The organism is Paracoccus versutus (genome assembly GCF_000763885.1).
GTDB lineage: Bacteria > Pseudomonadota > Alphaproteobacteria > Rhodobacterales > Rhodobacteraceae > Paracoccus > Paracoccus versutus.
In genome coordinates this window covers 50,497-63,185 of sequence record NZ_JRKO01000003.1, presented here as the reverse complement: position 1 = coordinate 63,185, position 12,689 = coordinate 50,497, and the positions used below count along the sequence as shown (strand labels likewise).

Annotated in this window: 15 protein-coding genes; 12 read left to right on the top strand and 3 right to left on the bottom strand. The window is 68.6% G+C overall.

Going from position 1 to position 12,689, the window contains the following annotated elements; all coding sequences use genetic code 11:
• Nucleotides 1-49: 49 nt before the first annotated feature.
• The 5 genes from IT40_RS02035 to IT40_RS28245 all read left to right on the top strand — a co-directional run bounded on the left by IT40_RS02035 (nt 50) and on the right by IT40_RS28245 (nt 3,682).
• On the top strand, nt 50-991 hold the full coding sequence (locus tag IT40_RS02035) for a Bug family tripartite tricarboxylate transporter substrate binding protein (protein WP_036749889.1): 942 nt from the start codon (nt 50-52) through the stop codon (nt 989-991).
• Complete coding sequence (locus IT40_RS02030) at nt 988-1,482, top strand: tripartite tricarboxylate transporter TctB family protein (RefSeq protein WP_036749888.1); 495 nt, start codon at nt 988-990, stop codon at nt 1,480-1,482. The genes IT40_RS02035 and IT40_RS02030 overlap by 4 nt, the downstream gene beginning before the upstream one ends.
• Before the next feature lie 3 nt (nt 1,483-1,485).
• A complete protein-coding gene (locus IT40_RS02025) occupies nt 1,486-3,003 on the top strand; it encodes a tripartite tricarboxylate transporter permease (RefSeq protein WP_036749886.1) in 1,518 nt (505 codons plus the stop codon).
• Between the two features lie 146 nt (nt 3,004-3,149).
• The gene (locus tag IT40_RS29135) at nt 3,150-3,305 is read left to right on the top strand and encodes a hypothetical protein (protein ID WP_166435514.1); all 156 of its coding nucleotides are present in this window, start codon (nt 3,150-3,152) and stop codon (nt 3,303-3,305) included.
• A 212-nt stretch (nt 3,306-3,517) separates the two neighbouring features.
• Nucleotides 3,518-3,682 (top strand): hypothetical protein, encoded by a 165-nt coding sequence (locus tag IT40_RS28245; protein WP_157034044.1) that lies wholly within the window; start codon nt 3,518-3,520, stop codon nt 3,680-3,682.
• Nucleotides 3,683-3,765: 83 nt separating this feature from the next.
• Here IT40_RS28245 and IT40_RS02020 read toward each other — a convergent pair whose 3' ends face one another.
• Nucleotides 3,766-4,023 (bottom strand): DUF1127 domain-containing protein, encoded by a 258-nt coding sequence (locus IT40_RS02020; RefSeq protein WP_036749884.1) that lies wholly within the window; start codon nt 4,021-4,023, stop codon nt 3,766-3,768.
• Nucleotides 4,024-4,127: 104 nt separating this feature from the next.
• Here IT40_RS02020 and IT40_RS02015 point away from each other — a divergent pair, with 104 nt between their 5' ends.
• On the top strand, nt 4,128-5,012 hold the full coding sequence (locus tag IT40_RS02015) for a LysR substrate-binding domain-containing protein (RefSeq protein WP_036749882.1): 885 nt from the start codon (nt 4,128-4,130) through the stop codon (nt 5,010-5,012).
• Here IT40_RS02015 and IT40_RS02010 read toward each other — a convergent pair.
• Nucleotides 5,009-5,449, bottom strand: a complete 441-nt coding sequence (locus tag IT40_RS02010) for a PACE efflux transporter (protein WP_036749880.1) — start codon at nt 5,447-5,449, stop codon at nt 5,009-5,011. The genes IT40_RS02015 and IT40_RS02010 overlap by 4 nt on opposite strands.
• A 93-nt stretch (nt 5,450-5,542) precedes the next feature.
• Here IT40_RS02010 and IT40_RS02005 point away from each other — a divergent pair, with 93 nt between their 5' ends.
• From IT40_RS02005 to IT40_RS01980, 6 genes are all read left to right on the top strand, one after another.
• A complete protein-coding gene (locus IT40_RS02005) occupies nt 5,543-6,448 on the top strand; it encodes a LysR family transcriptional regulator (RefSeq protein WP_036749878.1) in 906 nt (301 codons plus the stop codon).
• Between the two features lie 100 nt (nt 6,449-6,548).
• Entirely contained in the window at nt 6,549-7,454 is a 906-nt protein-coding gene (locus IT40_RS02000; RefSeq protein ID WP_036749876.1) for a siderophore ABC transporter substrate-binding protein, read from the top strand.
• A 1-nt stretch (nt 7,455) separates the two neighbouring features.
• The gene (locus tag IT40_RS01995; protein WP_036749875.1) at nt 7,456-8,412 is read left to right on the top strand and encodes an ABC transporter permease; all 957 of its coding nucleotides are present in this window, start codon (nt 7,456-7,458) and stop codon (nt 8,410-8,412) included.
• The gene (locus IT40_RS01990) at nt 8,402-9,361 is read left to right on the top strand and encodes an iron chelate uptake ABC transporter family permease subunit (protein ID WP_036749874.1); all 960 of its coding nucleotides are present in this window, start codon (nt 8,402-8,404) and stop codon (nt 9,359-9,361) included. The genes IT40_RS01995 and IT40_RS01990 overlap by 11 nt, the downstream gene beginning before the upstream one ends.
• Complete coding sequence (locus tag IT40_RS01985) at nt 9,358-10,116, top strand: iron ABC transporter ATP-binding protein (RefSeq protein WP_036749872.1); 759 nt, start codon at nt 9,358-9,360, stop codon at nt 10,114-10,116. The genes IT40_RS01990 and IT40_RS01985 overlap by 4 nt, the downstream gene beginning before the upstream one ends.
• Nucleotides 10,117-10,218: 102 nt before the next feature.
• Nucleotides 10,219-12,180, top strand: coding sequence for a TonB-dependent receptor plug domain-containing protein (locus IT40_RS01980; protein ID WP_036749870.1), 1,962 nt, complete (start codon nt 10,219-10,221; stop codon nt 12,178-12,180).
• Nucleotides 12,181-12,196: 16 nt separating this feature from the next.
• Here the strand turns inward: IT40_RS01980 and IT40_RS01975 are convergent, their stop codons facing one another.
• The gene (locus IT40_RS01975; protein ID WP_036749867.1) at nt 12,197-12,667 is read right to left on the bottom strand and encodes a MarR family winged helix-turn-helix transcriptional regulator; all 471 of its coding nucleotides are present in this window, start codon (nt 12,665-12,667) and stop codon (nt 12,197-12,199) included.
• Nucleotides 12,668-12,689 lie beyond the last annotated feature (22 nt).

The following is a 12,689-nucleotide window of genomic DNA, read 5'->3' as shown; positions in this document are numbered from 1 at the left end:
CGGATAACGGGACCGGCGCGGATGCGTCCGGCCGATGCGGAGGAAGACCATGAAGCAATTCGTTCTCGCCAGCCTGTTCGCGGGGGCCGTCGCGGTCCCGGCCATGGCCGATTACACCATCATCGCCCCGGCCAACCCCGGCGGCGGATGGGACCAGACCGCCCGCACCATGCAGACCGTGATGCAAGAGGAAGGCATCTCGAAATCGGTGCAGGTGCAGAACGTGCCCGGCGCCGGCGGCACCATCGGCCTGGCGCAATTCGCCAGCCAGAACAAGGGCAACCCCGATACGCTGATCGTCGGCGGCTATGTCATGGTCGGGGCGATCCTGACCAACAACTCGCCCGTCTCGCTCAAGGACGTGACCCCCATCGCCCGGCTGACCGGCGAATACGAGGCGATCGTGGTTCCCGCCGCCTCGCCCATCCAGGACATCGCCGGGCTGATCGAGGCGCTGAAGGCCGATCCCGGCGCGGTCAGCTGGGCCGGCGGCTCGGCCGGCGGCACCGACCATATCGCCGTGGGCCTGATCGCCAAGGCGGCCGGCGTCGATCCGACCAAGATCAACTACATCGCCTATTCCGGCGGCGGCGAGGCCCTGGCGGCGATCCTGGGCAACCAGGTGACGGCGGGCATTTCCTCGCTGGGCGAGTTCGAGGCCCAGATCCAGGCCGGCACGCTGCGCCTTCTGGCCGTGACCTCGCCCGAGCGGCTGGAGGGCGTCGATGCGCCCACCCTGCAAGAGGCCGGGCTGGACGTGACGCTGGAGAACTGGCGCATGGTCGCCGCCGCGCCGGGCCTGTCGGACGAGCAGAAGGCCAAGGTCACCGCCGACATCGAGAAGATGGCCAAGTCGGAAAACTGGCAAAAGCAGCTTTCGGACAAGGGCTGGATGGACACCTACCTGGCCGGCCCGGACTTCGAGGCCCAGCTTGAACAGGACGTGACCTCGACCGAGGCGATCCTCAAGGACATCGGTCTGGTGAAATGAGCGGCAACCGCCACGAACCGCCGCGCCGCCGTGATACGGCGGCGCTGATCATCGCCGCCGGGCTGGTGGCGGTCGGCGGCGTGATGCTGTGGGACAGCGCGCGCCTGGCCGACCTGGGCGGCTATTCCGGCGTGGGCCCCGCCAGCGTGCCGCGCGTCGTGGGCTTCGCGCTGATCGGCCTGGCCGCCTGGACCGCCATCGAGGCGCTGCGCGGCGATTTCCCCCAGCGCCCGCCGCAGAACGCCGTGCCGGTCCTGTGGATCGTCGCGGGCCTGGCCGCGCAGCTGATGCTGCTGCATGTCGCGGGCTTTTCCATCGCCACGGGCATCCTCTTCGCCTTTACCGCGCGGGCCTTCGGCAAGCGCAACCTGGCGATGACCATTCCCATCGGCATCGTCTTCGCCTTCGTGGTCTGGGCGATCTTCTCGCAACTTCTGATGCTGCATTTGCCCGCCGGGCCGCTTGAGCATCTGGTCTTTCCGCGGGGCTGAGCCATGAGCGCATTCGAATTCCTGATGCAGGGGCTCGGCACCGCCGCCGACCCGATGATGCTGCTTTACGCGCTGATCGGCGTGACGCTGGGCACCGCGGTCGGCGTGCTGCCCGGCATCGGCCCGGCGCTGACCGTGGCGCTTCTGCTGCCCGTGACCTACCGGCTGGATCCGGCCGGCTCGCTCATCATGTTCGCCGGCATCTATTACGGCGGCATGTATGGCGGCTCGACCACCTCGATCCTGCTGAACACGCCGGGCGAAAGCGCCTCGATCATCACCGCGCTGGAAGGCAACAAGATGGCCCGCAAGGGCCGCGGCGGGCCGGCGCTGGCCACCGCCGCCATCGGCTCGTTCATCGCCGGGCTGATCGCGACGCTGCTGCTGGCCTTCCTTGCGCCCTGGATCGTCAAGGTGGCGCTGGTCTTCGGCCCGCGCGAATATTTCGCGCTGATGGTGCTGGCCTTCGTCACCGTCTCGGCCGCCTTCGGCGATTCGGCGCTGCGCGGGCTGACATCGCTGTTCCTGGGCCTGGCCTTGGCCTGCATCGGCATCGACCAGCTGACCGGCCAGGCGCGGCTGTCCTTCGGCGTGCCCGAACTGCTGGACGGGATCGAGGTGACGACCATGGCCGTCGCCATGTTCGCCCTGGGCGAGGCGCTGTTCATCGCCGGCCAGCGCCTGCAGGTCGAGGACGAGGTGACGGCCGTCAAGGGCTCGATCTGGATGAGCCGCCGCGACTGGGCGCGGTCGTGGAAGCCCTGGCTGCGCGGCACCTTCATCGGCTTTCCCATCGGCGCCATGCCGGCGGGCGGGGCCGAGATCGGCACCTTCCTGTCCTATGCCACCGAGAAGAAGCTGACCAAGCATCCCGAGGAATTCGGCAACGGCGCCATCGAGGGCGTCGCCGGCCCCGAGGCCGCGAACAACGCCAGCGCGGCCGGCACGCTGGTGCCGCTGCTGACGCTGGGCCTGCCGACCTCGGCCACGGCGGCGATCATGCTGGCCGGCTTCCAGCAGTTCGGGCTGCAGCCCGGCCCGCTGCTGTTCGCCACCAACCCGACGCTGGTCTGGGGGCTGATCGCCAGCCTGCTGATCGCGAACGCCATGCTCCTGGTGCTGAACCTGCCGCTGATCGGGCTGTGGGTGAAGCTGCTGACGGTGCCGAAGCCCTGGCTTTACGCCGGCATCCTGCTGTTCGCGACGCTGGGCACCATCGGCGCCAACCCCTCGGCCTTCGAGCTGGGGATGCTGCTGGGCTTTGGCGTGCTGGGCTATGTGATGCGGCTTTTCGGCTATCCGATCGCGCCGATCGTCGTCGGCCTGATCCTGGGCCCGATGGCCGAGCAGCAGCTGCGCCGGGCACTGTCGATCAGCCAGGGCGACTGGACGACGTTGGTGCAATCGCCCATCGCCGCCGTGCTTCTGGGCATCGCCGCGCTGGCGCTGATCGTGCCGCTGATCCTGCGCGCCCGCGGCAAGGGCGAGGTGCTGAGCCAGCTGGCCGGCGAAGAGGACTGACCCGCCGCCCGGCCCGACAAGGGCCGGGCCCGCCATGTGCTGGCGTCATGGCCGCCTTGCCGTTTTGCCGCGTTGCAGAAAGGCCGGGCGAGGCCCATCTGTCTGTCATCGACATGTTCGATGAAACCTAGAAGACAGGCAGAAAAATGCACCGCGCTTATCATTCCCTCACCTCGGCCCTTTCGACCCTGCGGGCCGCCATCGCCGTCGCCTCGGCGGCCGAAGCGCACCGCCGTCCCGCCGCAGCCGACCTGCGCCGCCTGGGCATCGACGAGACGAAATTCGCCGCGATCCACCTCTGATCCGGGTCGGGCAGGCCGCGCCTGCCCCTGCGTCGAAACGCCCCTGATGCGTTTCGGCGCTTTTATCGGGATACCGTCAGGATTTTGTCTATATAGTCTGCTTCGTAGATACGCGAATCAGTGCAGACAGGTATGGAAAGAAACGACAGGCGGCGACCGGCACGAAAAATTCCCGCACCCTCGACTGACCTGCGTGGCGGGTGCGGTTCTGCATGGGCATCCTGATCGTTTCGATGCTGGTGGCGACGCTTTCCGCCCTGGCAGGATGCCTGTTCGGAATTTGCGGCCTGGTCAGCAGCCTGGCGCTCTATGCCGGATCGGGCGTGGCGACGGTCTTCGTCCTGGCCCTGGCGCGCTGCAGATCCGATACGGGCTGACGCCGGCGCCTCGCGGACAAGTCAGGCACCGGCATGCGACTGCCGCGCACCCGGTGCATCAGGGGCGCGCGGCACAGGCTGGTCTACCACAGATGACGGCGCAGCGCGTCGCCTTCCTGCGAGGGGGCGGCCGCATCGCTGCGCGTGTCGGCCACGCCGATGTCGCGCAACAGATGCTCGGGCAGGTCGGCCAGCGCCTTGCGCGTCGCCGGATGATCCAACGCCGCCATCCGGTCCAGGCAGGGCGATAGGCTGGGCTTATCGCCACGAAGCATGGCGAACAGCCGCGACAGGATCGGCAGGAAAGGGCGTTCACGGTCGCATGCAGGATGGTCGGACATTTCAGCCCTCCTTTCAGTGGTCATGGTTGATCCATGACGCGATCATGCTAGTCTGGCGCCGGTTTGACCAACAAAGCCTCGGCAAGCACCCATAAGGCAGCCTTATGTCCATCCCCCCTCTCGCCGCCCTGCGCGCCTTTGAGGCGGTGGCGCGGCACCTGAGCTTTACCCGCGCCGCCGAGGAACTGGGCATGACCCAGGCCGCCGTCAGCTACCAGATCCGCCTGCTCGAGGAGCGGCTGGCGACGCCGCTGTTCCTGCGCAAGCCGCGCGGCATCGTGCTGACCGAGACCGGGGCGCTGTTCGCCCGCCCCACCATCGACGCCTTCGACATGCTGCGCGAGGCTTATGCCGACCCTTCGGCGGATTCGGTCTCGACCCTGTCGATCTCGACCGTGCCGACCTTTGCCGGGGCGTGGCTGTCGCCGCGGCTGGGCAAGTTCCAGATGAACCACCCGAACCTGGCCGTGCGGCTGGAGACCGCCGACAACCTGGTCGATTTCGGGCGCGAGGACATCACGGTCGCGATCCGCGCCGGCGAGGGCGGCTGGCCGGGCCTCGAGGCGCATTGCCTGATGCCCATCGAATACACGCCCATGCTGTCGCCCGAACTGGCAAAAAAGCACGAATTGCGCGAACCGGCCGACCTGCTGAAGCTGCCGCTGCTGGACCGGGTGGACCCGAACTGGGCGGTCTGGATGCGCGAGGCCGGCGTCGATTTCCGGGAAATCCCGCCCAAGCCCGGCCTGACGCTTTCGACCGACCTGCACGAGGCGCGGGCGGCACTGGAGGGTTATGGCGTCGCGCTGCTGACGCCGCGCTTCTTTCGCTTCGAGCTGGCGACCGGCGGGCTGATCCAGCCCTTCCCGCTGGTGGCGCAGAACGGCCGCAGCTATTGGCTGGTCTATCCCACCGGCCGCCGCAACCGCCCCAGCATCCGCAAGTTCCGCGCCTTCCTGCTGGACGAGATCGCCCGCGATCCCGGCTAGGCCGGCTGCCCGCGCGGCATGTCGGGCAGCGGGAAAATCCGGTCATAGGCGATGTTGAAGACGAAGTTATAGACCAGGTAGAAGGCCACGATGAACAGGTCGAGCAGCAGCGTCTGCCACAGCGTCATGCCCAGGTACCAGGCCATCGGCGGCAGCAGCATGACCAGCAGGCCGCCCTCGAACAGCAGGGTATGCAGCAGCCGGTGATGCAGCGCCTTGCGGGTATGGCCGTGCAGCCAGCGCATCGCATGGTCGAAGCCCAGGTTGAAGACAAAGGTCCAGACCGTCGCCAGGGTCGCCGCCCCCACGCCCACCACGCCCATGTCGAGCAGCGGCTTGCCGTAAAGCCAGGCCGTCGCCGGGGTGATGATGGCCAGTCCGATGGTCTCGAACATCAGCGCATGCCGCACCCGGTCGGGGAAACTGCGCATCGTCATGGTCCGAATCTTTCCGTTGTTGCGTGTTGCGCCGTTTCTATCTTGATTCTCAGCAGAGCAAAGTTAGCTTCCATCTGAAAACGAGATGGATCGATGACCGTATCGCTGGACCAGCTGGAAGCTTTCGTCGCCGCCGCGCAGCACGGCTCGTTCTCGGCCGCGGGGCGGGCGCTGCGCAAGGCGCAATCCGCGATCAGCACCCAGGTCTCGAACCTGGAGGACGACCTGGGCGTCGCGCTGTTCAGCCGCGAGGGGCGCAACCCGGTGCTGACCCCGGCGGGCGAGCGGCTGCTGGCCGAGGCCAGGGTGGTGCTGGACCGCCGCGAACACCTGATCGGCGTCGCCGCCAGCCTGACCGCGCATGTCGAGCATCGGCTGGCCGTCGCCATCGACGAGCTTTACCCCGAACAGCCGCTGGCCACGCTTTTCGCCGATTTCGCCGCGCATTTCCCGCATGTCGAGCTGGAGCTGCTGTTCCCGATGATGGAGGACGTCAGCCGGCTGGTGCTGGACGGCAAGGCCGACATCGGCGTGATGTGGCGCCAGGAAATCCTGCCGACCGAGATCGCCTTTCACACCCTGGGCTGGGTGCCCCTGAAGCTGGTCTGCGGCAAGGACCACCCGCTGGCGAACACGCTGGTCGATTGGGAGGAACTCAAGCGCCACCGCCAGCTGATGGTGGCGGTGCGCAGCGAGGGGCCGGAAAAGCAGCGCCTGCGCACGGCGGCCGAGGTCTGGTGGGTCGAAAGCCACTGGGTGATCCTGCAAATGGTCCGGCAGGGCATCGGCTGGGCGCTGGTCCCGGACCATATCATCGACAACTCTCCGGTCCGCGACGAGCTGGTGACGCCGCCGCTGCAATTCGACGGCGCCGACTGGCCGGTGGCGCTGGAACTGGTCTGGCACAAGCAGCGCCCCAGCGGCCCCGCCGCGCGCTGGCTGCGCGAGCGCTTTGCCGCCATGCGGATCAACGGCCTGCCGGGCCGGGACGCGGTCTAGCGGCCGCGCGCCCGGCAATCCCGATAAAAACCCAAGGTCAAAGCTTGACCCCGTCCCCGCCGGGCATTTACCTGCGCCCGACGATCCGCAGGAGGCAGGCATGTTTGGCAGATTGATCGCAGCGACCGCAACGGCGCTTGTCCTGGGGGCCGCGGCCTGGGCCCAGCCGATGACCATCGCCCATTCCCAGGGCGAAACGGTCCTGCCGGCGCCGCCCGAAAAGGTGCTGATCCTGGACATCAACGCGCTGGATATCGCCCATGCCCTGGGCGCACAGCCGGCCGGCGTGCTGGGCAGCAACCTGCCGGATTACCTGCAGGACTATGCCGACCCCCTGCCCAAGGTCGGCACGATCTTCGAGCCGGATTACGAGGCCATCGCCGCCTCGGGCGCCGCGCTGATGATCGTCGGCACCCGCACCGCACCGGCCTATGCGGAAATGTCGCGGATCCTGCCGACCGTGGACCTGAGCCTGGGCGACGACCTCTTCGCCTCGGTCCGCGGCAATGTCGAGACGCTGGGCCGGATCTTCGGCAAGCCCGAGCAGGCGGCCCGGATGGTCGAGGCGCTGGACGCCAAGATCGCGCATCTGAAGGAAATCGCGCCGGGGGCCGGGACCGCGCTGATCCTGGTCACGAACGGCGGCAAGCTGGGCGCCTATGGGCCCAAGTCGCGGGTGGGCTGGATCCACAGCCAGCTGGGCTTTGCCACCGTCGCCCCGGACATCGACGACCGCTTCCACGGCGGCGACGTGATCTCGTTCGAATATATCCTGGAACGCGACCCCGACTGGATCTTCGTCATCGACCGCGATGCCGGCGTGGGCGAGGCGGGCGCGGGCGCCCGCGCCGCGCTGGACAATCCGCTGATGGCGCGGACCAGGGCGGTGCGGGACGGGCATGTCGTGCATCTGGACCCGCATGCCGCCTATATCGCCTTCGGCGGCTATACCGCGCTGAACCGGCTGCTGGACCAGTTGACCGAGGCGCTGGCGGCGCGATCCTGAGATGTCCCGGCTTGCGGCAGCGGTGGCCCTGACCGCCGGGCTTGCGCTGGCAAGCCTGTTCGTCGGCATGTCCCATGTCAGCCTGCGCGGCATCCTGGCGGGGCAGGAGCTCGACTGGCTGGTGCTGGTCGAAAGCCGGCTGCCGCGGATGCTGGCCCTGCTGCTGTCGGGCGCCTCGATGGCGATCGCCGGGCTGCTGACGCAGATCGTGATCCGCAACCGCTTCGTCGAGCCGGCCAATACCGGCACGATGGAATCGGCGGGGCTGGGGCTGCTGGTGATGACGCTGGTCGCGCCCGGCGCACCGGTCATCGCCAAGATGGCCGCCGGCGCGGGCTTTGCCATGGCGGGCACGGCGCTGTTCCTGGCCATCCTGCGCCGCGTGCCGCTGCGCGACCCGATGCTGGTGCCGCTGGTCGGCATCCTGCTGAGCGGGGTGATCTATGCCGGCACCGCCTTTGTCGCCTATCGCTTCGACCTGATCCAGACCGTGCTGGCCTGGACCCAGGGCGACCTGTCGGGCGTGCTGCGCGGCCGCTATGAACTCTTGTGGCTGGGCGCAGCCATGGCCGCCCTTGCCTGGCTGGCCGCAGACCGCTTTACCGTCGCCGGGCTGGGGCGGGACATCGCCAGCTCGCTGGGCCTTGCGCATGGGCGGGTGGTGGCGCTGGGGCTGGCCATCGTCGCGCTGGTCACGGCGGTCGTGGTGGTGACGGTGGGGATGATCCCCTTCCTGGGGCTGATCGTGCCGAACATCGTCAGCCTGGCGCTTGGCGACAACATGCGCCGGGCGGTGCCCTGGGTCGCGGTCTCGGGCGCGGCGCTGGTCCTGGCCTGCGACATCCTGGGCCGGGTGATCCGCGCGCCCTACGAGGTGCCGCTGGGCACGGTGCTGGGCGTGCTGGGCAGCGGCGTCTTCCTGGTCCTGATCCTGCGGAGCCGCGACCGTGCCGCATGAGCGCCGCGCCAGGCTGGCCCTGCTGGTCCTGGGCCTGCTGGCCCTGGGCGCGATCCTGGCCTTCATGACGCTGGGCGCGCGCGGCAACTGGGGCTTCGTGCTGCCGTTTCGCGGCAGGAAACTGCTGGGCCTGCTGCTGGTCGGCCATGCCGTCGCCTGCTCGACCGTGCTGTTCCAGACCGTGACGGCGAACCGCATCCTGACCCCGGCGATCATGGGCTTCGATTCGCTTTTCGTGCTGTGCAGCACCGTGCTGGTGGCGCTGTTCGGCTCGGCCGCGGTGGCGGGGCTGGACCCGCGGCTGGTCTTCGGCCTCAACGTCCTGCTGATGGTCGGGGCCTCGATGGCGCTTTACCTGTGGCTTTTCGGCGGCGAGGAGCGCAGCCTGCACCGCCTGCTGCTGATCGGCGTGGTCTTCGGCATCTTCCTGCGCATGCTGGCGGAATTCGTCCAGCGCCTGCTGGACCCGAACGAGTTCATGGTGCTGTCCGACATGCTGTTCGCCAGCTTCGGCACCATCCCCCCGACGCTGCTGGGCATTGCCGTCGCCGCGGTCGCGGGGGTGACGCTGTGGCTGGTCCCGCGCCTGTCGCGGCTGGACGTCATCGCGCTTGGCCGGCCGGTGGCGGTGAACCTGGGCATCCGCTGGCGGGCCGAGGTGCTCTCGGTGCTGGCGGCGGTTTCGGTCCTGGTCGCGGTCTCGGCGGCGCTGGTCGGGCCGGTGCTGTTCTTCGGCCTGATCGCGGCCAGCCTGGCGCATCTGGCGGTCGGGCAATCGGCGCATCGCTACCTGCTGCCCGCCGCCTCGCTGGTCGGCATCATCATGCTGGTCGGCGGCCAGACCGTGCTGGAGCGGGTCTTTGCCTTCAACATCGCGCTTGGCATCCTGGTCGAATTCGCCGGCGGCATCACCTTCATCGCGCTATTGATCGGAAAGGGCCGCCGATGATCGAGATCAGCAACCTCTGCAAGAGCTATGGCGCGGCCCCCGTGCTGCACGATGTGTCGCTGAGCCTGCCAAGGGGCGGGATCACCTCGTTGATCGGGCCGAACGGGGCGGGGAAATCCACGCTGCTGTCGCTGATCGCCCGGCTGATCGCGCCGGATTCGGGCAGCGTGACGGTGGACGGGCTGGACGTGACCCGCGCGCCCGGCCCGGTGCTGGCGCGGCGGCTGGCGATCCTGCGGCAGGAAAACCACCTCGTCGCCCGGCTGACCGTGCGCGAACTGGTGGGCTTCGGCCGCTTCCCGCATTCCGCCGGCCGGCTGACGCCCCAGGACCGCGCCGCCATCGACCGGGCGCTGGACTATCTGGAGCTGGCGCCGCTGGCCGACCGCTTCATCGACCAGCTGTCGGGCGGGCAGCGCCAGCGTGCCTTCGTCGCCATGGTGCTGGCGCAGGACACCGACTATCTGCTGCTGGACGAGCCGCTGAACAACCTGGACATGAAGCACGCCCAGGCGATGATGCGGCTGCTGGCCAGCGCCGCGCGGGAACTGGGCAAGACGGTGATCCTGGTGCTGCACGACATCAACTTCGCCTCGTGCCATTCCGACCGCATCGTCGCCATGCGGCAGGGCCGCATCTTCGCCGCCGGCACCCCGGCCCAGATCGTCACCCCCGACCTGCTGGGCGAGCTTTACGAGATGCAGATCGCCGTGCGCGAGATCGACGGGCAACGCATCGCGCTTTTCTACGGATGAGTCTAAACATGCAGTTGCATGTTTAAGCCGGAACCGCTATCCGGCGGTGGAAAAGCCAGGGCCGCGGGCCTCAGCCAGCCTTTCCCGGAACGGAGCTTGCTGATGGCCGCACCCTTTTCCCCCCGCCTGATCATGGCCGCCACCGCGGCGCTTGCCCTGCCCGCCGCGGCCCAGGAGACGGCAGAGACCGTGGTCCTGCTGGACCCGATCACCCTGCAGGCGCTGGATGCCGACGGCAGCGCCGCCGACCGCGGCGCCAGCCAATATGTCGCTGCGGCCGAGCTGGAGCGGGCGCGGATGGGCGATCTGAAGGATCTGTTCACCGGCATCGCCTCGGTCTCGGTCGGGGGCGCGATCCCGGTGGCGCAAAAGATCTTCATCAACGGCGTGGACATGCTGAACCTGTCGGTGACGGTGGACGGGGTCGAACAGAACAACCGCGCCTTCCACCATGTCAGCGCCAATGCCATCGACCCCGGCCTGCTGAAATTCGTCCGCGTCGATGCCGGCGTCGCGGCGGCGGATGCCGGCCCGCATGCCGTCGCCGGCGCCGTGGTGATGGAGACGGTGGACGCCGCCGACATCCTCGAGGACGGGCGCAGCTTCGGCGGCAACATCCGCCTGTCCTATGGCGACAACGGCCGGACCTTCGGCCGTGCGGCGACGCTGGCCGGGCAGGCGGGCGGCTTCGAATGGCTGGGTTATCTGAAATCCGCGACCGGCGACGACTACAAGGCCGGCGGCGGCGACAGGATCACCGGCTCGGCCGCCGACCTGCAAAGCGCGCTGCTGAAGCTGGCCTACGAGACGCCCGAGGGCCACCGGATCGAGCTGTCCGGCCAGCGGCTGCACGACGATGCGCTGCGCCCCTATCGCGCCAACATCGGCCATATCGATGGCGGCCGCCCGGTCCCCGAGCTGCGCCGCTACGACACCTCCCGAACCAGCTGGTCGCTGTCCTATGAAAACACCCAGGCCAGCGGCTTCTGGGATCCCCGATTCGTCATCGGCCGCTCGGAAAGCCGGGTGCACGTCGACCAGCCGACCGCTGCGCCGCCCTATGTCAGCAAAGGCGACAGCGACACCTTCTCGGCCAAGCTGGAGAACCGCTTCCACCTGAACGACGCCGACAGCGTGACGGCGGGGATCGACTGGTACGACCGTTCAAGCACCTACAGCGATCCCGCCAGCGCGCTGGACGAGAACGCCCGCAACATCGGGCTTTACGCCCAGGCCCGGCTGGAGCCGGTCGAGCGGCTGGACCTGTCCTTCGGCCTGCGCTGGGACCGGCAGGAGTTTACCGGCACCAGCGGCTGGAAGGACCGGAACGCCGGCTTCAGCGGCAATGCCTCGGTCGCCTATGGCGTCACCGATGCGCTGGTGCTGCGCGCCGGGGCCTCGACCGTCTTCGGCGGCATCGCCATCGAGGACAACTACATCTTCAACGGCGCCTGGGACTACGACGTGCTGCGGCCGGCGCGGGCGCGCAACTATACGCTGGGCTTCGACTATCAGGCCGGCGACCTGCGGCTGGATGGCGAGCTGTTCCTGACCCAGGTCGACAATGCCCGCGGCGGGGCCTATGCCGGCATCGAGAATTTCGACTTCGAAAGCCGGGGCTACAACCTGGGCCTGGGCTATGGCTGGGACGGCGGCTATCTGCGCGCCAGCATGTCGGACAGCCGGGTCAGCGTGAACGGCGACCCGGCCTCCAGCTACCAGGCGCTGGATTTCGGCGCGCCGCTGGGCCGGGTGTTTTCCATCGAGGCGCAGCACACGCCGCTGGGCAGCCCCTTCACCTATGGCGGCAGCATCGAGGCGGCGGCGAAATACGACCGCATCGAGGGCGATTCCGACCGCACCATCCCCGGCTATGCCGTGCTGAACCTGTTCGCGGAATATGCGCCGACCGCGGTGCCGGGGCTGGTGCTGCGGGCCGAGGTCGCGAATCTCTTCGACAAGGATTACGCCGACCGCGCCACCTATGGCGGCGACTATGCCACCGTCACCCCGCTGCGCGAGCCGGGGCGCACCCTTTCGCTGGTGGCGACGAAACGGTTCTGACGGGCCGTCCCGCCGGTCAGCGGTAAAGCCGGTTCAGCACCCGCACCAGGTCATAGGCCTCGTCCGTGGTCAGGGCGGGGGCGAAGGCGGAGCGGATCTTGTCGGCATAGATCTGCCAGATCCGTGCCGGCAGGCCCCTGCCCGCCTCGGCGATGTAAAGGATCTGCCCGCGCCCGGCGCCACCCGCCGCGGCGCGCCGGATCAGGCCCGCCTTCTCGATCCGGGCGACATGGCGCGACAGCGCATATTGCGGCACGAACAGCCGCCGCTCCAGCACCTGCATCTGCACGCCGGCCTCGCCCGCCTCCTCGGTGGCAAGCAGGATCTCGTACCAGATCGGGTCGGCGATGCCGACCTCGCGCAGCGCCTTCTCGATCTGCGGCATCAGGGTGCGATGGATGCGCAGGATGGCGAAGAAGACCCGGTTATAGGCGGTCCGCGGGTCGTCGTCGCCGAATTGCGGCTGGGCGTCGGAGTTGGTCGTCACGGTCAGGGCAAGCTCCCGGAGG

What these genes read in the sequence shown, in the direction of transcription:
- IT40_RS02035 (WP_036749889.1), top strand. Translation starts at nt 50, where the DNA reads ATGAAGCAATTCGTTCTCGCCAGCCTGTTCGCGGGGGCCGTCGCGGTC.
- IT40_RS02015 (WP_036749882.1), top strand. Translation starts at nt 4,128, where the DNA reads ATGTCCATCCCCCCTCTCGCCGCCCTGCGCGCCTTTGAGGCGGTGGCG.
- IT40_RS29135 (WP_166435514.1), top strand. Translation starts at nt 3,150, where the DNA reads ATGCACCGCGCTTATCATTCCCTCACCTCGGCCCTTTCGACCCTGCGG.
- IT40_RS02010 (WP_036749880.1), bottom strand. Translation starts at nt 5,449, where the DNA reads ATGACGATGCGCAGTTTCCCCGACCGGGTGCGGCATGCGCTGATGTTC.
- IT40_RS02020 (WP_036749884.1), bottom strand. Translation starts at nt 4,023, where the DNA reads ATGTCCGACCATCCTGCATGCGACCGTGAACGCCCTTTCCTGCCGATC.
- IT40_RS28245 (WP_157034044.1), top strand. Translation starts at nt 3,518, where the DNA reads ATGGGCATCCTGATCGTTTCGATGCTGGTGGCGACGCTTTCCGCCCTG.
- IT40_RS01985 (WP_036749872.1), top strand. Translation starts at nt 9,358, where the DNA reads ATGATCGAGATCAGCAACCTCTGCAAGAGCTATGGCGCGGCCCCCGTG.
- IT40_RS02005 (WP_036749878.1), top strand. Translation starts at nt 5,543, where the DNA reads ATGACCGTATCGCTGGACCAGCTGGAAGCTTTCGTCGCCGCCGCGCAG.
- IT40_RS02030 (WP_036749888.1), top strand. Translation starts at nt 988, where the DNA reads ATGAGCGGCAACCGCCACGAACCGCCGCGCCGCCGTGATACGGCGGCG.
- IT40_RS01995 (WP_036749875.1), top strand. Translation starts at nt 7,456, where the DNA reads ATGTCCCGGCTTGCGGCAGCGGTGGCCCTGACCGCCGGGCTTGCGCTG.
- IT40_RS01980 (WP_036749870.1), top strand. Translation starts at nt 10,219, where the DNA reads ATGGCCGCACCCTTTTCCCCCCGCCTGATCATGGCCGCCACCGCGGCG.
- IT40_RS02000 (WP_036749876.1), top strand. Translation starts at nt 6,549, where the DNA reads ATGTTTGGCAGATTGATCGCAGCGACCGCAACGGCGCTTGTCCTGGGG.
- IT40_RS02025 (WP_036749886.1), top strand. Translation starts at nt 1,486, where the DNA reads ATGAGCGCATTCGAATTCCTGATGCAGGGGCTCGGCACCGCCGCCGAC.